Origin of the sequence: Acinetobacter sp. ANC 5600 (assembly GCF_002018395.1) — a bacterium.
Classification (GTDB): Bacteria; Pseudomonadota; Gammaproteobacteria; order Pseudomonadales; family Moraxellaceae; genus Acinetobacter; species Acinetobacter amyesii.
Genome location: NZ_MVKW01000001.1, coordinates 323,092 through 342,853, shown reverse-complemented (window position 1 = coordinate 342,853; position 19,762 = coordinate 323,092). Strand labels below are relative to the sequence as shown.

Below are 19,762 nucleotides of genomic sequence, written 5' to 3'. Positions count from 1 at the left end.
AATTACAGGGCTTTTCTTTTATCCGCGGGTTGATCACGTTATACTCGGAAAAATCTTTTCATTAGGTACGTTTATGTATCGTTTTATGAATTATAAAATTATTGTATTAGCAAGTGCTGTGCTGCTGACCGCTTGTGGTCAGTCTGGTGCATTGCATTTACCTTCAGATGCAAATGCAGATAAGCGCGCAAAATATCTGATTTATCCAGATACGCCTGTACAGCAAAAGCAGGAAAAACAAGCGGCTCCTGTTGCAACTGAATCGGAATCTTCAAATTCTAACCCTACACCTTAATGCTTTTATAGAAAGGATACTTTCATGAGTTTCACCCGTACGAATGGGGTATTGCATGCAGAGCAATGTTCTTTACAACAGCTTGCACAGCAATATGGCACACCGCTTTATGTTTATTCAAAAGCTACTTTTGAAAAGCATTATTCAGATATGGATCGTGCATTTAGCTTTATCGACCATCAAATTTGTTTTGCGGTAAAGTCAAACTCTAATCTTGCGGTGTTAAACGTACTTGCCAAGCAGGGCGCTGGTTTTGATATCGTGACGGGTGGTGAACTCGCACGTGTATTAAAAGCCGGTGGTGAAGCTTCTAAAATTGTATTCTCTGGTTTGGGTAAAACTGAAGCCGATATCCAAAAAGCGTTGGACGTGGGTATTGCATGTTTTAACGTAGAATCTCATGCAGAGCTAGATCGAATCCAAAAAGTTGCTGCGGCAATGGGTAAGAAAGCACCGATTTCATTGCGTGTAAATCCAGATGTGGATGCCAAAACCCATCCTTATATCTCTACGGGTTTAAAAGAAAATAAATTCGGTATTCCTTCAGACAGCGTTTTTGACACCTATGCGTATGCGGCGTCATTGCCAAATCTTGAGATTGTCGGGATTGATTGTCATATCGGTTCACAGTTGACTGAAACTCAGCCTTTTGTTGATGCACTTGATCGTGTCATTGTGATGATCAATCAACTGAAAGAGATGGGTATTCAGCTAAAACACATCGATATCGGTGGTGGCTTAGGCGTAACGTACAAAGACGAAGTTCCGCCAACCGTTGAAGAATATGCTCAGGCAATGCGTCCTGCATTAGAAAAATTAGGGCTTAAGGTATATATGGAGCCGGGGCGTAGTATTTCTGCAAATGCAGGTGTGTTGTTAACTAAAGTTGATTTGCTCAAACCGACCAATCATCGTAATTTTGCCATTATTGATGCCGCAATGAACGACTTAATCCGTCCTGCTTTATATGAAGCATGGATGGATATTCAGGAAGTAACGCCTCGTACTGATACAGATAAGAAAGACTGGGATGTTGTTGGCGCGATTTGCGAAACCGGTGATTTCCTTGGTAAGCAACGTCAGTTGGCGATTCAAGAAAATGACGTGCTTGCAGTATTGGGTGCGGGTGCTTATGGTTTTGTCATGAGCTCAAACTACAACAGCCGCGGACGTGCTGCTGAAGTGATGGTTGATGGTGATCAGTCTCATTTGATTCGTGAGCGTGAAACCATTGAATCATTATGGGAACGTGAACGTTTATTGCCTTAAGGAGAAATTCGAGATGTTATTAGAATTTACCAAAATGCATGGCCTTGGCAATGATTTTATGGTGGTCGATCTAATTAGCCAACGGGCTTATTTAGATACAATGACGATTCAGCGATTGGCCGACCGTCATTTTGGTATTGGTTTTGATCAGCTTTTGATTGTAGAGCCACCTGATTTACCCAATGTCGATTTTAAATATCGTATTTTTAATGCAGATGGTTCGGAAGTTGAACAATGTGGTAATGGCGTACGTTGTTTTGCACGCTTTGTGCATGAACGTAAGTTGACCAGCAAAACCAAAATCAAAGTACAAACCAAGTCAGGTATCGTAGAGCCTGAATTAGGTGCGAATGGTTGGGTGCGCGTTAATATGGGTTATCCACGCTTTTTGCCGGATGAAATACCATTTATTGCTGAAGAGCCTGAAAACTTATACGACATTGCATTAGCGAATAATGAACAACTCACCATTGATGTGGTGAGTATGGGTAATCCGCATGCAGTGACGATCGTTCCTGATGTCATTACTGCAGACGTCGCTAAAATTGGTCCACAAGTCGAATCGCATGAGCGTTTTCCACAGCGTGTAAATGCTGGCTTCATGCAAATTGTGGATGAGAAACATGCACGCCTACGTGTATTTGAACGTGGTGTCGGTGAAACCATGGCCTGTGGTACAGGTGCTTGTGCAGCGGCAGTATCAGGTATGCGTCGTGGCTTATTAGCCAATTCGGTCGAAATAGAGTTGGCAGGTGGTAAGTTGCAAATTGAGTGGCAAGAAGGTGGTGTAGTCTGGATGACTGGACCAACTGCAACAGTTTACGAAGGACGCTTAGATTTAAGCTACTTCCAAGGTTAAAATCAAAGCCCTGATTCATTCAGGGCTTTTTTTCATAAAATAAAAAGTGAATAAAAAATTATAATTCAATGGGATTGTAGTCAACATGGAACAAATAAACGAACAAATAAACGAACAAATAAACGAACAAATAAACGAAGAAATACAAGAAGAAATCTTAGAGCAACTTTTTCATAAAGCCTTACATGAACCGGCCTATCGCCCTGAATTTTTAGCGCAGTTATTGGCAGCCAATGTGTATTGTGTGGGAACAACAGGTGAACGTGATTCACGCATTGCCGAAGATTTGATCTTGGATGAAGGCGACAGTGTTCAATTGAAATCATGGGAAGATGAAACATATGATTGCGTCATTCCATTTTTTACGTCCTTGGAAAAAATGCGGTTGGCAATATCTGAAGAGGATTCGTATATCCGGCTACCAACCAAGGCATTATTTGAAATGACCATTGGGGCAAGGCTTGTATTGAATCCACAATCACCTGATGCGACGAAGGACTTTGTACCAGAAGAAATTCAACATTTGCTGAACGGGCAGTATATTCAGCCCTCAGAAAACTATGAAGTTACGGAAGATACGGAAGTTTTAATTGGTCAGCTGGCAGAATATCCGCAGTTTATGATTGATCAATTAATCATTTTTTTTGGCACAGAGCGTGTGGTAAAAGCTGCCTATTTGGCGCAAATGCTGAATGAAGCTCGAGATGATTCACCAACTTTGTTGATCGGACTAGATTTAGAAGCAGGGTTATCTGAACAACAAATTCAAGATTTGCACAGTAAAATTGGTCGTATCACACAGGATAGTTTAAAAGAGCAATGCCCAGTGGATTTAATCCATGTCAATCCACACAGTGTGGATGGTGTAGAAGGGTATTTGCTTAATGAAACGCAAGCTTTTTACCAACGTGTTGATGGTAAGCCTAAAGGGTTCTTTGCTAGACTCTTTTCATAAAATAGATATGTAAAATCGCTTTAGTGAACGTACTGCAACGCTAAAGCACATGTTGAAATGGGAGAAGACAGATGACGATGGATCAGAGTCAACTACTGACTATGTGGTTGAAGGAACGTGAAATTCAAAATCAGTCTAAACATACATTGCAAGCGTATGAGCGTGATGTCAGTGATTTTCTCCAATTTTGTACAATACGCAACTTGCCACTGCATGATGTCGAAAAGTCAGATCTGCGTGAATTTGTTGCTCATAAAGTGGAACAGTTTCAGCTCAGTCCAAGTAGTTTGCAGCGCATGTTATCTTCAATACGCCAATTTATGAAATGGGCAGAACAAGGGGATTATCTCAATTTTAATCCTGCAGATGATTTTCAGCTCAAACGCCAATCACGTCCTTTACCAGGATTGGTCGATATTGAAACCATTAAACAAATCATGGAACAGCCCGAGCCGGAAAGTGAAACTCAACGGCAACTTTGGATACGTGATAAAGCGATTTTGGAGTTGCTCTATTCAAGTGGTTTACGTTTGGCAGAAGTGCAGGGCTTAACCATTCGAGATATTGATTTTAATCGCCAACTGTTACGTATTACGGGTAAAGGGAATAAAACGCGCATTGTACCTTTCGGTTCTAAAGCCAAAGAGGCTGTGATGCATTGGTTGCAATTATATCCTGCATGGCATGGTGATTTTGTCCCAGAAGCCCAAGTTTTTATCACTCAAAAAGGCAATCCACTAGGGGTAAGACAAATAGAAAATCGAGTTAAATTTCAAGCTCGACGTGCAGGTGTAAATGTCGATTTACATCCGCATTTATTACGACATTGCTTCGCTAGCCATATGTTGTCCAATAGCGGTGACTTGCGTGCTGTACAAGAAATGTTGGGGCATAGTAATTTAACCACTACACAAATTTATACCCATGTGGATTTTGATCGATTGGCACAAGTTTATGATCAGGCCCATCCAAGGGCACAGCATAAAGATTCGTAACAATTGCAAAAACGACTTTGGTACTCAGTGGTCTAAATTTTGCTTAAATTTACAGGCTAGATTTCACATTTTGTATCCTAAAGTGGTCTACTTCATGAAAATTAAATAAGGATGTGAAAAAATATTGGTAAAATTGACCGACATTTTGAACTATTGTCGCATTATAAAAATTCAAATTATCGGGTATAAAAATTGTCCATTATTGAATTAACGTAAGTGCTGAAGTGAAATTCGCCATTTACTAAATTGCTGTACCGTTAAAAATATATAGGCCATACCATGATTTCAGATATTCAAGAAAAATATGACCAGTTAAATGGTCAGCAAAAAGAAATTTTTGCAGGATACGGCTTACGCCAGATCAAACACTTTGTTGAAATCAGTTTGCCTGAAGTAGAAGCTGTATTGCCTGAAGGTGCGCAGCTACAAGGGATTAATGCCGATGGTAAAGTTCAGGCGTTTAATGCGGTGACGGGCCAATACTTTATTTGGATTTCGGATAAACAATGGCAGCTTACCAATAAAGCAACTGCTAAATTTGACAGTAAAGAAGATGCCCTCACCATTTGGCGTATTTTTGATTTGGCAAAGTATGAACTTATTGACCTAAGCCACATCCATCGTGACTTTTTGGAAAATCAGCCAGCCTAAACCATTGGTCAAATAAACAACTCAAGGGCTATCTTCATTGGTTTTGGATGTTTAGCCCTTATATCACTCGCTCCATGACATGTTGAGATGCTTGTGAGCAGAGCGTTAGAGTGTTAATATTCTTTGCAAAGCTTAATTGCTTAAACAAAAATTTCTAAATGCCAATCCGTTTTGCTGCTTAGTAATTCAATTCGTTTAATTTTGATAGCGAGAGCCTGTCAATCCAATCAATGGTTTTCCTACTTGAGCAATTGAGCTCAAAGACCTCCTAGATATTTCCCATTTAATTGCTGCAAATATGCCGCAAATTATTATTTTTCTTTGCTTATAATATAAGTAAATACCGCATTGCTAGGTATTTGGATTCGAGGCTGTGAAGGTAATCCGTCACTACATTGCCAAGCTTGTAGTTTCAGCCTCGTCGTTTCTGATGCTTGAGTTGTTCCTTGGCAGACCAATTTCTGTTTATAAATCTTCTAGCGGTAACTGGAAGCTTTGTTTGATGATTTGGCTTGGTAAATCAGTCTTTACACTGGTGATGCCATTTTTCTTGGTTAAGTGAGTAGACTGAAATTTGCGGTAACTTTCTAGGTCAGGCACCACTACTTTGAGCATTGCATCGCACTCACCCAAAATAATGTAGCACTCCATGACTTGAGGAAGTTCTTTCATCGCTTCGATAAAAGTATCGATGGTTTCAGCATCTTGCCCAGTCAACCAAATACGAGAGAATAAAATCAATTGAAAGCCAATCTTTTGTGGATCGACCACGGTGGTGTAATTCTGAATCACACCTGCTTCTTCGAGTAATTTGACCCGACGTAAACAAGAAGAAGGCGAGAGTCCAATTTCCTTGGCTAAGTCATTATTTTGCATGCGGCCATTATTTTGAAGTGCGCGAATGATATTTTTATCAATACGATCTAGTTTAACTAGAATTGACTTAGAAGATGTCTTCATAAAATAGAATATAATTCTAAAAATAATATCTATTATAGAATATTTGATATCCTATTTTAAAGCGATTCAAACATACTAATTTCACTTTCAGGACATAGAAAGGGAAAATTGAAATGTCTGTATTTGCTTTGTTTGCCTTAACGGTAATTCCCCTTATTTTCACACCAGGACCCGATATGCTTTTTATCCTGTCACAAGTGATGGGTAAGGATGCAAAAGCAGGCATGATGGCAACAGTGGGGGTGTGCTCAGGTTATTTGGTTCACTCGATTTTGGTGGCATTGGGTATTGCTGCGATTATCGTGTCATTTCCACTACTGTTTGAAACAATCCGCTGGTTGGGGATTGCTTATCTTTTATATTTGGCAACGCATTTGCTGCGTTCAGTATTTAGCAGTAAAAAATTAAGTATTGAGAAAAAGTCAGCGTCCAACCCGATAAAAAAAGGCTTTTTTACGGCTTTACTGAACCCGAAAGGAATGTTGATATATTTTGCAATTTTGCCGCAATTTATCGATAAATCAGCGAATACCGTGAGTCAAGGTTTGATTTTGTCCTTCATTTTTATTGGGCTGATTTTTGTGGTGTATTGTAGTTTGAGTGTGGTCTTTGCACGTATTACACAAAAAACTGAAATTGATGAACGCAAACAAAAGTGGATCGATGGTACATCAGGCGGTTTATTGGTTCTTGCTGCGACATGGTTAATTGCCAATTAAAAACAGCAAATGTAAATAGAAATAATTGCCTTAACTAAAACCTTCGTGAAGGCGGAGGTTTTTTTATATGTGGTGAATATCGACACATATTAAGAATAAGAACAGGAGAAAAACCCACCAATTAGCTTCGGAAAAGTGAAATTAGCGCTAAATTCATTATGCTTCTATCTTAAATGACAAGTTTAGATATGTTGCCGAATGTGTAGAGGGAAAGCTCTATTTCAGAAAGATTGATCGAAAATTGATATTAAATCAGATCTTTTGATGAGCTAAATCAAGTAAAAAAATAATAAAAATCAATGCTTAAAAAATAACTGAATAATGCGTTTTTTTGGATAACTGAACCATTCTTTAAAAAATGTGAACGATAAGTTCAAGGAAATTACGCTTTTTTACAGGTCTTTCGATAATTGTGACTTGACCGAAATGCCGTACACATTGCAAGATAGGGCACCTAAAAAATTTAAAGTGAAGAGTTAATATAACTTTTCTCAACATTTACATTTGCTAAAACAGCCGAGGATTACATGAAGGCTCTTGTTGCTGTAAAACGTGTGGTTGATGCCAACGTTAAAGTTCGCGTTAAGCCGGACAACAGTGGTGTTGACTTAACGAACGTTAAAATGTCAATTAACCCATTCTGTGAAATCGCAGTGGAAGAAGCGGTTCGTTTAAAAGAAAAAGGAACTGTTTCAGAAATCGTTGTTGTTTCTATTGGTCCTAAAGAAGCTCAAGAACAAATCCGTTCTTCTATGGCGCTTGGTGCAGACCGCGGTATCCTTGTTGAAGCTGACGACAGCCAGTTAGGTGCACTTGAAGTTGCAAAAATCCTAAAAGGTGTTGTAGACGCTGAACAACCTCAATTGATCCTTCTTGGTAAACAAGCAATTGATGACGACTCTAACCAAGTTGGTCAGATGCTTGGCGCGCTTTTAGGTGCTGGCCAAGGTACTTTCGCTTCAGAAGTTAAAGTTGAAGGCGACAAAGTACAAGTGACTCGTGAAATTGACGGTGGTTTACAAACTGTTGAACTTGCACTTCCTGCAATTATCACCACTGACTTGCGTTTGAATGAGCCACGTTATGCTGCTCTTCCAAACATCATGAAAGCGCGTAAAAAGCCGCTTGATACTAAGTCACCTGCTGATTATGGCGTTTCACCTGCGACTAAGCTTAAAACTGTTAAAGTTGAAGCTCCTGCAGAACGTAAAGCGGGCGTACAAGTGAAGTCTGTAGACGAGCTTGTAGATAAATTGAAAAACGAAGCGAAAGTGATCTAATACAGAAGGATAAAAATCATGAGTATTTTAGTTATCGCTGAGCACGACAACAAAGCACTAAATGGTGCAACTCTTAACGTTGTTGCTGCAGCGCAAAAAATCGGTGGTGATATCACTGTATTAGTAGCTGGTTCAGGCGCTCAAGCAGTTGCAGACCAAGCAGCTAAAGTTGCGGGTGTAAGCAAAGTATTACTTGCTGACGACGTTGCTTATGCTAATCAATTGGCTGAAAACGTTGCTAAATTAGTTGCTTCTATCGGTGCGGGTTACACTCACATCCTTGCTGCTTCTACGACAACGGGCAAAAACGTACTTCCACGTGCTGCTGCGCTACTTGACGTAAGCATGATCACTGACATCATTGCTGTTGAAGGTCCTAAAACTTTCAAACGTCCAATCTATGCAGGCAACGCGATTGCAACTGTAGAGTCTGGCGAGTCTGTTGTAGTTGCGACTGTTCGTGGTACTGCATTTGATGCTGTTGCAAGCGAAGGCGGCTCTGCTGCAGTTGAAGCTGTTGCATCTACTGGTGATGCTGGTATTTCTAAGTTCGTTTCTGAAGAAATCGTGAAATCTGAACGTCCAGAATTAACAGCTGCGCGTATTGTTGTTTCAGGCGGTCGTGGTGTTGGTTCAGGTGAAAACTATCACACTGTTCTTGATCCATTAGCGGACAAACTTGGTGCTGCCCAAGGCGCATCTCGTGCAGCAGTTGATGCTGGTTTCGTACCAAACGATATGCAAGTGGGTCAAACAGGTAAAATCGTTGCTCCTGACTTGTACATCGCTGTAGGTATCTCTGGTGCGATTCAGCACTTGGCAGGTATGAAAGAATCTAAAGTGATCGTTGCGATCAACAAGGATGAAGAAGCACCAATTAACTCAGTAGCTGATTACTGGTTAGTGGGTGACTTGAACACTGTAGTTCCAGAATTAGTATCTAAAATCTAATTTCTGAACGCAGTTCAAAACGCTCCTAAGCTTATGGCTTAGGAGCGTTTTTTATTGCGGAATGAATAGTCTGGTAGATCTTCTTGATCATGCTTAATCGATTAACCATACGTGAATGTACATAAATATGCATTGCACTTTTATTTTTCATATTTATGAGAGTGGTGGATTCTTAATTTCGTACTTCAAAATTCTTACGATATTATTTCTTGTTGTCAGTATTAGGCACTACTGTAGCGTAAGCTAAACGTATGTTGAAACTTAAATGGTAAGTAAGCAGGAGCAATCGCTTGGTAATAGGATGGAAATTAATAAATTATAAAAAATACAAAGATTTAAAATAAAATAATAAAAATTTATCTTTCAAGTTTGAATCTTAAACTTAAAGCAAGCTTAAAGGATTGTATATTTTGTGTTAACATTGCTTTTTTATTGAACTTGCCTTTTAGGCGGAGTCTCCCTTTGAAATTTGATTTTCAGTTACCAGTCAGTGTATTGGTGCTGATGATCTGCTGTTTACTTTTTTCCTGTTTTACAAAGTATCTCTTTTCCTTTATTTGATGGAATGACTGTTACAGCAGTTGAATCGGTCCAAGCATTGTTATTGCTGTTTTTTGCGATTTATACTTTTTTCTATATTCGACCACTTGAAATGCAAGATGGAAAGAAACAATTTTGGTTGTGGGCTGTTGCATGGTGGTTGTTGCTATTTGGTCGCAGTATTAGTTGGGGGCGTGACTATTTTCCTGATGTGCCTAAACCGTATTTTCGTTTAATTTCGGTATTCATGATTGCACCAGTCGTCTTTATGCTGTTTTCGCCTTATTTGCGTCAAGAAATTGTACATAAACTAAAAACCTTGGCTTTGCCAATTTGGCCATTCGGCTTGGTGATATTGGGCTTATTTATTTCTGATGCAGTTGAGCATAGTCGAAATCTTAGTTTTTTATTTTTGTACGATTTGGCTTATAAAGATTTCATCGAAGAAGTTTATGAATTTCCGCTTATTTTTGGTTTGTTTCTAACAGCATACCCATGGTTGCAGCATGATCATGTGCCTCAAGAATTAGAGGTCATGCAATATCATAAAGAGTGATTTTTATCACATTTATGGGTCTAAATTTGAAGCTTCGAAAAGAAATATTTTGAACATTAAACAACCTCTATTCGTAGAGGTTTTTTTCACAGCAAATAAAATCAAAATGCTTAAAATAAATACAAAAAATCATGGTTCTAGTGCAAGATGATTGGCACAAAAATCAGGGTTTTTATGCTATACTGTCCGACTTGATTTTTGATATTGGTTCAGTGTTTTTTGAACTAATTTTTACAGATTTACGATATATAAATGCGGGCAGAATTCTGCTTGTATAACAAGGAGTATGCATGAGCGTATCGGAAATTAGACCGATTGCCATTGAGGATGAACTGAAGAGCTCATATCTCGATTATGCAATGAGCGTGATTGTGTCACGTGCGTTGCCAGATGTCCGAGATGGTCTCAAACCTGTTCACCGTCGTGTGCTTTTTGCAATGCACGAATTGGGCAATGACTACAACAAAGCTTACAAAAAGTCTGCCCGTGTAGTCGGTGACGTCATCGGTAAATATCACCCACATGGTGACTCAGCTGTATACGAAACCATTGTTCGTATGGCTCAAGATTTCAGTTTACGCTATCAATTGGTCGATGGTCAGGGTAACTTCGGTTCTGTCGATGGTGACAGTGCAGCAGCAATGCGTTATACCGAAGTTCGTATGCGTAAATTAACCCACGAACTTTTAGCGGATCTTGAGAAAGATACCGTAGAGTGGGAAGACAACTACGACGGTTCTGAACGTATTCCACAAGTAATGCCAACACGTGTGCCTAACTTGTTGATTAACGGTGTAGCTGGTATTGCAGTAGGTATGGCAACGAACATGGCTCCGCATAATATGACAGAAGTCATTAATGCATGTCTTGCTTATGCCAACGATCCGCATATCAGCATTGAAGGGTTAATGGAACACATTTCTGGTCCAGACTTCCCTACAGGCGGCATCATTTACGGTAAATCAGGCATTGTCGATGCGTACCGTACTGGTAAAGGCCGTTTGCACATCCGTGGTAAATATCACATTGAAGAAGACCAAAAATCGGGCCGTAGCACGATTGTCTTCACTGAAATTCCTTATCAAGTTAACAAAGCAAAAACCATTGAACGTATTGCTGAGTTGGTCAAAGAGAAAAAACTTGAAGGTATTTCTGAACTTCGTGATGAATCAGATAAAGAAGGGATGCGTATTGCAATTGACTTGAAGCGTGGTGAAAACGCTGAAGTGATTGTAAATAACTTATTCCAAAATACCCAATTAGAAAATTCATTCAGCATTAACATGGTCTGCCTCGATAATGGTCAGCCTAAGTTAATGAACTTGAAAGATATTATTGCAGCGTTTATCCGTCACCGTCAGGAAGTGGTTACACGCCGTACTATGTTCGAATTGCGTAAAGCACGTGAACGTGGACATATCTTAGAAGGTTTGACGGTTGCTCTGGCAAATATCGATGCGATCATTGAAACCATCAAAACATCTGCAAACCCTAGCGAAGCACGTGAACGTTTACAAGCGGGCGAGTGGGCAGGCGGTGGTGTTGTTGCATTGCTTGAAAAAGCGGGTGCGGTATCTGTCCGACCAGATGAAATTGAAGGCGAAGATCCAGCACGTCCATTTGGTTTAACAGGTGATATTTATCGTCTGTCTCCAACCCAAGTAGGTGCGATCTTAGAACTTCGTTTACATCGCTTAACTGGTCTAGAACAAGACAAGTTACAAGCTGAATATACAGAAATTCTTGGTCAAATTGCTGAATACACTGCAATTTTGAACGATTTCAACTTATTGATGAATGTAATTAAAGAAGAATTGGCTTTAATCCTTCAACAATATGGCGATGCACGTCGTACCGATATCGTGGAATCACGTATCGACTTCTCTCGTGAAGATTTAATCCCTGAAGAGCAAATGGTACTAACTGTTTCTAAATCAGGCTATGCAAAAACTCAACCATTGTCAGACTACGCTGCACAGCGTCGTGGTGGACGTGGTAAGTCTGCAACTTCAATGAAAGAAGACGATTACATCCAGCATTTGATCGTGACTTCAAACCACGCAACAGTGCTTTGCTTTACCAATGTGGGTAAAGTTTATCGTTTGAAAGTGTATGAAGTACCTCAAGCATCTCGTGGTGCGAAAGGTCGTCCGATGGTGAACTTATTGCCATTAGATGAAAACGAGACCATCACCGCTATTTTACCTGTGGTTGATGCGCCGAAGAAATTTAAAGAACGCTTGGCTGACTTTAAAGCATTTGTAAAAGCCAATAGTGCACAGCTACAAACCAATGAAGTGATTAATAGTCATTTTGCTGGTTTAGAAGCTGCACTTGCTGAGACTGAAGACGGTGCAGATGACTTGTCTGATGCATTACGTGTTCAATTGAAACAGTTGGGCTTAGAGCTTTCTACCACTGATCTTGATGACGAAATCATCAATGACTTTGCACAGCAAGCAGAAGCCGTTCGTAAAAACTTCTACGTATTTATGGCAACAGAATACGGTACGATTAAACGTGTTGAGTTAGAACAATTCTCGAATGTTCGTTCAAACGGTCTACGCGCGATTGAACTCAATGGTGATGACACCTTAATCGGTGTTGCCATTACCGACGGCGAACAACAAATCATGTTGTTCTCAAACGAAGGTAAAGCCATTCGTTTTGCGGAAACTGACGTGCGTTCAATGGGTCGTTCTGCCAAAGGTGTTCGTGGTATGCGCGTGACCATTGGTGCGGCAGCTCAAGCTGAAGACGCTGAGGATGCGGATGTAGAGTCTGATGATGACGATACCTCTGATTCAGCTCTCATTAGCCGTATAGTGTCATTGGTAGTTGTTCCGGAAACTGGTGAAGTACTTTGTGCTTCAGCTAATGGTTATGGTAAACGTACACCAGTAGATGACTTCCCAACCAAGAAACGTGGCGGTAAAGGTGTTATTGCAATTAAAACATCTGAACGTAACGGTGAACTTGTTGGTGCGGTAGCGATTGATGCGTCTAAAGAGCTAATGTTAATTTCAGATGGCGGTACGTTGGTTCGTACACGTGCGTCTGAAGTGGCACAAACAGGTCGTAATGCTCAAGGTGTTCGTTTGATCCGTTTAGGTGAAAGCGAAATTTTAGTCGGTGTTGTGGCGATCGAAGCAGTTGAAGAAGACGAAACTTTTGAAGAAGTGGAAGCAATCGAAACTGAGCAACTTGTAGATGACTCAACGATTATTGATCAAAATGACAATGAATCAGATCTCAATGAGCCTGAAGAAGACTAATTGAAGATTGAGAAAAGAGGGCGCTACGGCGTCCTTTTTTATAGACAGATAATTTTAGATTGATGAGTACAATATGAAATTAAAATATTTTGCAATGGCTTCACTTATTGGGCTTGGCGGCTGTGACCAAATTGGTCAAAAAGCCTTAAATGCAATCCCAGACCCAAGTGCTGAACAGACTGAAGTTGCTCAAGCTGCCTATGATCAATTACGTGAAGGCAATTTTGAAAAGTTGTATACCTACTTTGAACCAGAACTCAAAGCGAAGTTTGAACAGAATGAAAAAGAGCTGCGTAAATTTGCACGAGGTATTCCGAAACAAGATTACTCACGCAAAAATATAGTGGCTAAGCACATTGAAAAATCGACTGAAAAACCGTCTTTATATACGGTCACTTATGAGTACGGTTATACCAATAAAAACCTTGTACAGTATGATGTAAGTTTTGATAAACCCGCAGGAAGTAACAAAATTCGAGATTTTAATATTTCAGTTTTTGGCGAAAAAAATAAATAAAGTTTGGAAAAATAAAACAAAGCTGTAAAAAAGGACGCCGAAGCGTCCTTTTTTATGACATAAAATTAAGCGGCATCTTTTAGATTAGCGGCATAATTTTTTTGTTTTTCAGTATCAAATTGGCCTTCCCATTTACTGATCACCAGTACCGCAAGCGCGTTACCAATCACATTTAGTACAGTACGTGCCATATCTAAAATACGGTCAATACCAGCAATGAATGCTAGACCTTCAAGTGGAATACCGACACTGCCGAGAGTCGCTAGCAAGACCACGAAAGAAACGCCTGGTACACCTGCAATCCCTTTAGAGGTAATCATCAAGGTCAGTACTAGAATCACTTGTTGAGTGATTGTCAGATCGATCCCGTAAAGCTGAGCAATAAAGATAGCCGCAATACTTTGATATAGGGTCGAACCATCGAGGTTAAATGAATAGCCAATTGGAATCACGAAACTGGTAATCGGTTTCGGAGCACCATAAGCTTCCATTTTTTCCATAATACGGGGGAGGACGGTTTCAGAACTTGCAGTTGAATACGCGAGAATCAATTCATCTTTTAAGATCTTGATAATGGCCCAAACACTGAAGCCACAGAATTTAGCAACTGCACCTAATACAATGAAAATAAAGAAGAAAATTGCACCATAAACTAAAACTGCGAGTTTAAGCAGTGGCACAAGAGAGCTGAAGCCGAAATTCGCAACAGTTGCAGCAATCAAGCCGAATACACCAATAGGTGCAAACATCATGATCATGTGCGTAACTTTAAACATCGTTTCAGAAACAGCGGTCAACACTTTAATTAAAGGTTGTTTTACTTCCTGATCAAGCGCACCTAAACCTACACCAAACATCACAGAGAAAAAGATGATTGGGAGCATTTGACCACTCGTCAAAGCTGCAAAAAAGTTAGATGGAATAAGTGAAAGTATTGTTTGAATCAAACCATGAGAATGTTCACTGACTTCATGTGTTGTTTCTTGATACTTTGAAATATCGACTTGCGTCAATGCAGACATATCAATGCCGGCACCAGGTTGGAATACGTTGGCTGCAACTAAACCGACTAAAATAGCAACGGTGGTAATGATTTCAAAATAAATAATTGTTTTGAAACCAAGTTTACCTAAGTTACTACCGTGACTTGTATTGGCAATACCTAAAATAAGCATCGACACAACAAGCGGAATAACGATCATCTTAATGAGGTTAATAAAAATTGAGCCCAAAGGAGTCAAAAAGTTATTAACTAAAGCATCACGATATTCAGGAGAATAGTGTAGGAAAGCACCAACAAGTATACCTAGAATGAGAGCAATCACGATTTGCCAGGCAAGGCTCACCTTAATCTTTTTCATACATCAGCTCTTATGTCAGATTTGGGAGAAAAAAGCCCACAGTCATCCACGAACAAATGTTGCAGACAGACTGAATCCGCCATGACAAAAAGTTCTGAATAATTTGGGAGATAAATACGATAATATTTTGCAGTTTATATGAGAATACAGCCAACGATTTTGATCAAAACCAAATTGTTTGATCGATAAATTATCATTTTTAGTTGTATAAGCGATTTGATTATTAAGTTTAATTTATAGAACGAATAAAATTGAGTTATTAATGAACACTTCACAAAATCTCTGATTTGCCTAGAAAGATCGAAAAACTAATTGTGAGCCTGTATTTTTCATTTTTGTATAGAAGTTTGCTTTATACTTGTGAGGCAGATAAATCAGTGAAAATTCTATAAATCACACAGATTATCCGAAAAAAATTTTAACTTTATATATTTTAATAATAACCAGAGGGCTTGTACGGTGTTGAAAAAATTAGTCGTCATCATTGCTTTAATCTTACCTATAACGGCTTGTGAAAAAATCGGCGATTTCTTGATTGCAAAATTCGAATCAAGCCTACCAAGTGAGACAAGCTCACAGCGTATCAAGTCAGAAAAATTATTCGCAGCACTACACCAACCCCATCAAGACAGCTTTTTGGTATTGGTTGAAGAAAATGTTCGTGATGCGATGCTAGCAGATCCAGAGCTGTTTTCACGTATGAAAAAGTTGATTCCTGTAGGTCAACCTAGCGCTGAAGCGGAAGTGATTCAGCGAATGGCAAATACTCGGCTGGGAGAAGGTAAGACCACAACAATTGTGTATAAATATGATTATCCGCAAAAAGAACTGTATATGAGTGTGGTCTTTGCAGGTCATGATGGGGACGATAAAGTGAAAGGATTCTGGCTTGAAAACTCTGCAGAAAAAGAATCAGATGATTTGGTTACTGAGATCACCTCAGATGCAGATGATTTTAATACTCAAGTGGATGAAGCATCGACTGTGACGCCAACAGCATACAGTTAATAGGTGGCAGAAAGCATTAAAATTTGAGACATGCTAAGAAGCAAAGCGTTCGAGTCTATGATGAATAGGTTTGAACGCATTTCGCTTGAGACCAGACATGTCTTACAGCACAAACAGTTTTATCTTTTGGCAAAATTTAAACGCCAGACAGCAAGACATAAAAAAATCAGTCCAATAGCTGAAAGGTAAAGCAGTTTAGGAATGACGATTGCTGTTGTCACACCCATCTGATTGAGTTGAAGGAACATTTGAATGCCTTGGGTCGAAGGTAATGCTTGAGCGAGTATTTGCATCCATTCAGGCATAGCTGCATGTGGCCATGCCGTTCCCGAAAGTAGAAATAGCGGAATAGAACTAAAAACGATGACATGTCCTGCACGTTCTGGCAGGTCAAGAAAGGTGGCGAGATAGAGCGTCATCGCAATAATACAACTGAGGAAGATGGGTACAGCAATGAACATGCCCCACAAATTTCCACCCCGTGGATAGTCATTCAGCCAAAAGGTAAAACCAAATAAATAGAAGCACCCCAAAGTTCCAATGGTCAAAATACACAAGAAAATGCCAGCTAATTGTGTATAGCTTGGACGCCATGTGGTGTTTTGTCGATAGGTCGCAATCAGCATGCACAGACCCAATAAAATCGTCTGATGAATAATTAAGGGTGCAACTGCTGGGAAAATATAGCTGCCATAGCCTGAAAGTGGATTAAATAATGGAATCTTATGGATAGATAAAGCTGGGCTAAAATCGGATATGTTCTGGAATTTTTCTGCATATTCGACGAGGGCATTTTCCATCGAACTGGCTAAACCTAAGCCAATTTTTTGTGTTTTTAGAAAGTTTGCAGCACTGAGATATAAACCAATTCCACCGGTTTCACCACGGCGAATGCTATTTGAAAGATTACTCGGCAACAGTAAAATCCCGTCAGCTTGCTGACTACTGAGCATATTTTCAGCCTCAGCAAAATTACCAGTCACAGCTCGAATTTCTACATTGGGACTATTGGCTACAGCACCAATAATCGTATTGGTGAGTATGCTTTGTTCCTCATCCACCACAATGATAGGGAGCGATTCTGCGTGTTCCGCTTGATAGGCAATAGGATAAAAAAAACTGTAAAGAAAAACAGAAAGCACTAAAGTGGTAAAAATCGAACTGTGCTTCACAATATCTTTAAAGGTTTGAATATAGTGTCTGAGCAAATTTGATAGAAATGACACGATTACATTCATATGACTTGCTCCTTTAGTACTTTACGTAGAAAGAAGCTGGCAAGAACCAAATAGAACAGACAGTAAATGATCAGGGTGACAAGCGGTGTGATTGAAATGGAGATTGGGCTACCAATGACCCATTGTTCTGTTTGTAATTTGGCATAAGGCGTATAGGGAATAATATTGGCCCAAAACTTTGTAAACATCGGTGCGTTATTCAGCGGCAATGTTACCCCTGCAAAACTCAGTGATGAGCCACCATATACCGCAATAAAACCAAAAGACTTGGTGAGATCACGCGTTGCTAAAACTACGGTAGAGCTGATAAAGGCATAGGCTGTATAAAAAAACAATTGCCCGAGCAAAATGAGCAATAATGAACCCTGAACAAACCAACCTCGAAACACGATTAGCCAAAACATCCACGCCCATGTCCAAGCGGTAAAAATGAAAACATAACTGAGATTTTTAGCGATTAAAGCTTGAAAGACAGAAGTCGGTTTCACCCATTGATTTACAGTGCCATATTTGATTTCTTGACCAACCGAAAATGCGACACAGCAACACAGTAGTAAATGTAGAATCGCAGGAATCATGTAGGGCTCTAAATAGAACTCGTAATTTAAACCAGGATTATATAAGGGTGAAATTTTGACATTGGGTGTCGGTGCATCGAGGTAGGGGATAGTATTTTCTAAATACTGATGACCACTAAAATCAGCCATGGCTTGCAGTGTACTCAGTAACATGGCTGATGAAATACTATTGCCAACACTAAAATAGCTTTGGTTATAGGCAATGCTGATTTCTGCATCTTTTGCTTGAACCAGTCGTTGCTCTGCGCCAGCAGGAATATGAATATAGCCCCAAATGTGGGTTTGATTTATCAGCTTTTCAGCATCGTCCATACTAGGTGTAATGGTGGCTACTTTTAAAGTATGGTTGAGCTGCGCAAAATGAGTAATGTTACGGCTTAAACTGCTTTGATCTTGGTCTATGATCGCGATGGGTAAATGATCTGGTTTGCCTTGAGCAAACATATTAGTAAAGAGCAAAATCACTAGGGCAGGGGCAAGTGTGACCATACACAAGTCCCATTTATGCTGCATCAAATAGCGAAACTCACGCAGAATGCCCCTAAACATTATTTACGCTCTTCAATTTTAAACAAAACGCTCATACCCACTTTTAAGTCAGCAATCGGCTGAGCGGGTTTCAGTTGGACTTTAAAACTACGAATGTCATAGCCGCCTGTTTGCCGCGTGGTTTTAATCGTTGCAAATTCACCTTCGGCTTCGATGTGATCAATTTTAAAATCGGCAGATTTGTTCAGTGCGGGTATAAATCCATGCATGGTCTTGAGTTGATACACTTGAGCATACTGGTCTTCACGGACATTTAAGCTAATCCATAAGCTATCATCTTGAATCAGGCTTACAACGGGCACACCCATCGCAACTAATTCTGAAACTTTGCCATAGGTTTTTGAAATGGTGCCATTGGAGGGTGCAAACAATTTGGTTTCAGCCTCAAGTGCATTGGCTTCAGCCAACGCGGCTTGCGCAATCTTGACTTGGGCATCTGCCGAGCTTTGTTGTTGCGGTGTACTGCCACGTTTTGCACGCGCATATTGTTGATAAGACGCTTCTGTCATTTGTGCAGCAGACACTGCGGCAGCTTGCATTTCATCACGGCGTTGTCGTGAAATGACACCTTCTTTATAGAGGTTTTGACCACGTTGGTAGGTGGTTTGCGCTAATTGTTGCTGTGCTTTTAGACTTTGCCAATTGGCATATAAACTATCAATATTTTCTTGTTGAGAGCCACGTTCAGCTGTGGATTGCAGTGCTTGCGCAGATTGGAGTGCAGCTAAAGCCTGTTGTTTCTTTGCATCGACTTCGGGGCTGGTTAAACGAACCAGTGCTTGACCTGCTTGTACTTTTTCACCGTCATGCACATATATTTCTTCGATACGGCTGGGTACTTTGGTACTAATGTAAATGGTTTCAGCCTCCACTCGACCTTGTAATTCAACCTGCTTGGGCTGATAACTTTTCCATAAGCCAAATGCAATCAATGCCAAAAGTAGTATCAATATAATGCCAACGGCAATTTTTATCAGTATAGATTTCTTATGTTGGTCTTTTGTTGGGGAGAAAGAGTGGTCTTGCTCTAGAGACGTTGAATTAACAGATTCTGTCGGCTTTTTATCCATCGCGATTTCGTCTTGCGTACTACTGTTTTCCATAACAGGCTTTGGTACAACCGTATCATTTGTTGATGTAACAGATGATTTATCCTCAGTTGAGGTGTCTTTTGGTTGATCAGTTGAATCCTGATTCATGTGCATT

The 19,762-nt window shown here is 39.9% G+C and carries 18 protein-coding genes; 13 read left to right on the top strand and 5 right to left on the bottom strand.

What is annotated here, in order from left to right; genetic code table 11:
* Positions 1–85 precede the first annotated feature (85 nt).
* From lptM to B1201_RS01695, 6 genes are all read left to right on the top strand, one after another.
* A complete protein-coding gene (lptM, locus tag B1201_RS01720; RefSeq protein ID WP_373684763.1) occupies positions 86–295 on the top strand; it encodes an LPS translocon maturation chaperone LptM in 210 nt (69 codons plus the stop codon).
* A 24-nt stretch (positions 296–319) separates the two neighbouring features.
* On the top strand, positions 320–1,564 hold the full coding sequence (gene lysA / locus B1201_RS01715) for a diaminopimelate decarboxylase (protein ID WP_078192073.1): 1,245 nt from the start codon (positions 320–322) through the stop codon (positions 1,562–1,564).
* A 13-nt stretch (positions 1,565–1,577) separates the two neighbouring features.
* The gene (gene dapF, locus B1201_RS01710) at positions 1,578–2,423 is read left to right on the top strand and encodes a diaminopimelate epimerase (RefSeq protein WP_078192072.1); all 846 of its coding nucleotides are present in this window, start codon (positions 1,578–1,580) and stop codon (positions 2,421–2,423) included.
* 85 nt (positions 2,424–2,508) lie between these two features.
* Entirely contained in the window at positions 2,509–3,378 is an 870-nt protein-coding gene (locus B1201_RS01705; protein WP_078192071.1) for an enhanced serine sensitivity protein SseB C-terminal domain-containing protein, read from the top strand.
* 71 nt (positions 3,379–3,449) lie between these two features.
* The gene (locus tag B1201_RS01700; RefSeq protein ID WP_078192070.1) at positions 3,450–4,373 is read left to right on the top strand and encodes a tyrosine recombinase XerC; all 924 of its coding nucleotides are present in this window, start codon (positions 3,450–3,452) and stop codon (positions 4,371–4,373) included.
* Between the two features lie 279 nt (positions 4,374–4,652).
* Entirely contained in the window at positions 4,653–5,024 is a 372-nt protein-coding gene (locus tag B1201_RS01695) for a hypothetical protein (protein ID WP_078192069.1), read from the top strand.
* A gap of 465 nt (positions 5,025–5,489) precedes the next feature.
* Here the strand turns inward: B1201_RS01695 and B1201_RS01690 are convergent, their stop codons facing one another.
* Positions 5,490–5,984, bottom strand: a complete 495-nt coding sequence (locus B1201_RS01690) for an Lrp/AsnC family transcriptional regulator (RefSeq protein WP_078190405.1) — start codon at positions 5,982–5,984, stop codon at positions 5,490–5,492.
* A 113-nt stretch (positions 5,985–6,097) separates the two neighbouring features.
* Here B1201_RS01690 and B1201_RS01685 point away from each other — a divergent pair, with 113 nt between their 5' ends.
* The 6 genes from B1201_RS01685 (at position 6,098) to B1201_RS01660 (ending at position 13,822) form a co-directional block, all read left to right on the top strand.
* Positions 6,098–6,703 carry a LysE family translocator gene (locus B1201_RS01685; RefSeq protein ID WP_078192068.1) on the top strand — a complete coding sequence of 202 codons (606 nt, stop codon included), beginning with the start codon at positions 6,098–6,100 and terminating at the stop codon, positions 6,701–6,703.
* A 527-nt stretch (positions 6,704–7,230) separates the two neighbouring features.
* Positions 7,231–7,983, top strand: a complete 753-nt coding sequence (locus B1201_RS01680) for an electron transfer flavoprotein subunit beta/FixA family protein (protein WP_078192067.1) — start codon at positions 7,231–7,233, stop codon at positions 7,981–7,983.
* Between the two features lie 18 nt (positions 7,984–8,001).
* Positions 8,002–8,934 carry an FAD-binding protein gene (locus B1201_RS01675; protein ID WP_078192066.1) on the top strand — a complete coding sequence of 311 codons (933 nt, stop codon included), beginning with the start codon at positions 8,002–8,004 and terminating at the stop codon, positions 8,932–8,934.
* Positions 8,935–9,499: 565 nt separating this feature from the next.
* Complete coding sequence (locus B1201_RS01670) at positions 9,500–10,030, top strand: hypothetical protein (protein ID WP_228144736.1); 531 nt, start codon at positions 9,500–9,502, stop codon at positions 10,028–10,030.
* 290 nt (positions 10,031–10,320) lie between these two features.
* Positions 10,321–13,305, top strand: coding sequence for a DNA gyrase subunit A (gene gyrA / locus B1201_RS01665; protein WP_078192065.1), 2,985 nt, complete (start codon positions 10,321–10,323; stop codon positions 13,303–13,305).
* 73 nt (positions 13,306–13,378) lie between these two features.
* A complete protein-coding gene (locus B1201_RS01660) occupies positions 13,379–13,822 on the top strand; it encodes a DUF3887 domain-containing protein (RefSeq protein WP_078192064.1) in 444 nt (147 codons plus the stop codon).
* Between the two features lie 65 nt (positions 13,823–13,887).
* Here B1201_RS01660 and gltP read toward each other — a convergent pair whose 3' ends face one another.
* The gene (gene gltP, locus B1201_RS01655; RefSeq protein ID WP_078190399.1) at positions 13,888–15,183 is read right to left on the bottom strand and encodes a glutamate/aspartate:proton symporter GltP; all 1,296 of its coding nucleotides are present in this window, start codon (positions 15,181–15,183) and stop codon (positions 13,888–13,890) included.
* Positions 15,184–15,642: 459 nt separating this feature from the next.
* Here gltP and B1201_RS01650 point away from each other — a divergent pair, with 459 nt between their 5' ends.
* Positions 15,643–16,191 (top strand): hypothetical protein, encoded by a 549-nt coding sequence (locus B1201_RS01650; protein ID WP_078192063.1) that lies wholly within the window; start codon positions 15,643–15,645, stop codon positions 16,189–16,191.
* A 119-nt stretch (positions 16,192–16,310) separates the two neighbouring features.
* Here the strand turns inward: B1201_RS01650 and B1201_RS01645 are convergent, their stop codons facing one another.
* Genes B1201_RS01645 through B1201_RS01635 form a run of 3 tightly spaced genes read right to left on the bottom strand, consistent with a single transcriptional unit; the run spans position 16,311 to position 19,755 of the window.
* Complete coding sequence (locus B1201_RS01645) at positions 16,311–17,429, bottom strand: ABC transporter permease (protein ID WP_078192062.1); 1,119 nt, start codon at positions 17,427–17,429, stop codon at positions 16,311–16,313.
* Entirely contained in the window at positions 17,426–18,556 is a 1,131-nt protein-coding gene (locus B1201_RS01640) for an ABC transporter permease (protein WP_078192061.1), read from the bottom strand. The genes B1201_RS01645 and B1201_RS01640 overlap by 4 nt, the downstream gene beginning before the upstream one ends.
* Positions 18,556–19,755 carry an HlyD family secretion protein gene (locus B1201_RS01635; RefSeq protein ID WP_416202467.1) on the bottom strand — a complete coding sequence of 400 codons (1,200 nt, stop codon included), beginning with the start codon at positions 19,753–19,755 and terminating at the stop codon, positions 18,556–18,558. Before B1201_RS01635 ends, B1201_RS01640 begins: the two co-directional genes overlap by 1 nt.
* Between the last annotated feature and the right edge of the window lie 7 nt (positions 19,756–19,762).

What these genes read in the sequence shown, in the direction of transcription:
- B1201_RS01660 (WP_078192064.1), top strand. Translation starts at nt 13,379, where the DNA reads ATGAAATTAAAATATTTTGCAATGGCTTCACTTATTGGGCTTGGCGGC.
- B1201_RS01700 (WP_078192070.1), top strand. Translation starts at nt 3,450, where the DNA reads ATGACGATGGATCAGAGTCAACTACTGACTATGTGGTTGAAGGAACGT.
- B1201_RS01645 (WP_078192062.1), bottom strand. Translation starts at nt 17,429, where the DNA reads ATGAATGTAATCGTGTCATTTCTATCAAATTTGCTCAGACACTATATT.
- lptM (WP_373684763.1), top strand. Translation starts at nt 86, where the DNA reads ATGAATTATAAAATTATTGTATTAGCAAGTGCTGTGCTGCTGACCGCT.
- B1201_RS01640 (WP_078192061.1), bottom strand. Translation starts at nt 18,556, where the DNA reads ATGTTTAGGGGCATTCTGCGTGAGTTTCGCTATTTGATGCAGCATAAA.
- B1201_RS01635 (WP_416202467.1), bottom strand. Translation starts at nt 19,755, where the DNA reads ATGAATCAGGATTCAACTGATCAACCAAAAGACACCTCAACTGAGGAT.
- B1201_RS01675 (WP_078192066.1), top strand. Translation starts at nt 8,002, where the DNA reads ATGAGTATTTTAGTTATCGCTGAGCACGACAACAAAGCACTAAATGGT.
- B1201_RS01680 (WP_078192067.1), top strand. Translation starts at nt 7,231, where the DNA reads ATGAAGGCTCTTGTTGCTGTAAAACGTGTGGTTGATGCCAACGTTAAA.
- B1201_RS01670 (WP_228144736.1), top strand. Translation starts at nt 9,500, where the DNA reads ATGACTGTTACAGCAGTTGAATCGGTCCAAGCATTGTTATTGCTGTTT.
- gyrA (WP_078192065.1), top strand. Translation starts at nt 10,321, where the DNA reads ATGAGCGTATCGGAAATTAGACCGATTGCCATTGAGGATGAACTGAAG.
- lysA (WP_078192073.1), top strand. Translation starts at nt 320, where the DNA reads ATGAGTTTCACCCGTACGAATGGGGTATTGCATGCAGAGCAATGTTCT.
- B1201_RS01705 (WP_078192071.1), top strand. Translation starts at nt 2,509, where the DNA reads ATGGAACAAATAAACGAACAAATAAACGAACAAATAAACGAACAAATA.
- B1201_RS01690 (WP_078190405.1), bottom strand. Translation starts at nt 5,984, where the DNA reads ATGAAGACATCTTCTAAGTCAATTCTAGTTAAACTAGATCGTATTGAT.
- B1201_RS01695 (WP_078192069.1), top strand. Translation starts at nt 4,653, where the DNA reads ATGATTTCAGATATTCAAGAAAAATATGACCAGTTAAATGGTCAGCAA.
- gltP (WP_078190399.1), bottom strand. Translation starts at nt 15,183, where the DNA reads ATGAAAAAGATTAAGGTGAGCCTTGCCTGGCAAATCGTGATTGCTCTC.
- B1201_RS01685 (WP_078192068.1), top strand. Translation starts at nt 6,098, where the DNA reads ATGTCTGTATTTGCTTTGTTTGCCTTAACGGTAATTCCCCTTATTTTC.
- dapF (WP_078192072.1), top strand. Translation starts at nt 1,578, where the DNA reads ATGTTATTAGAATTTACCAAAATGCATGGCCTTGGCAATGATTTTATG.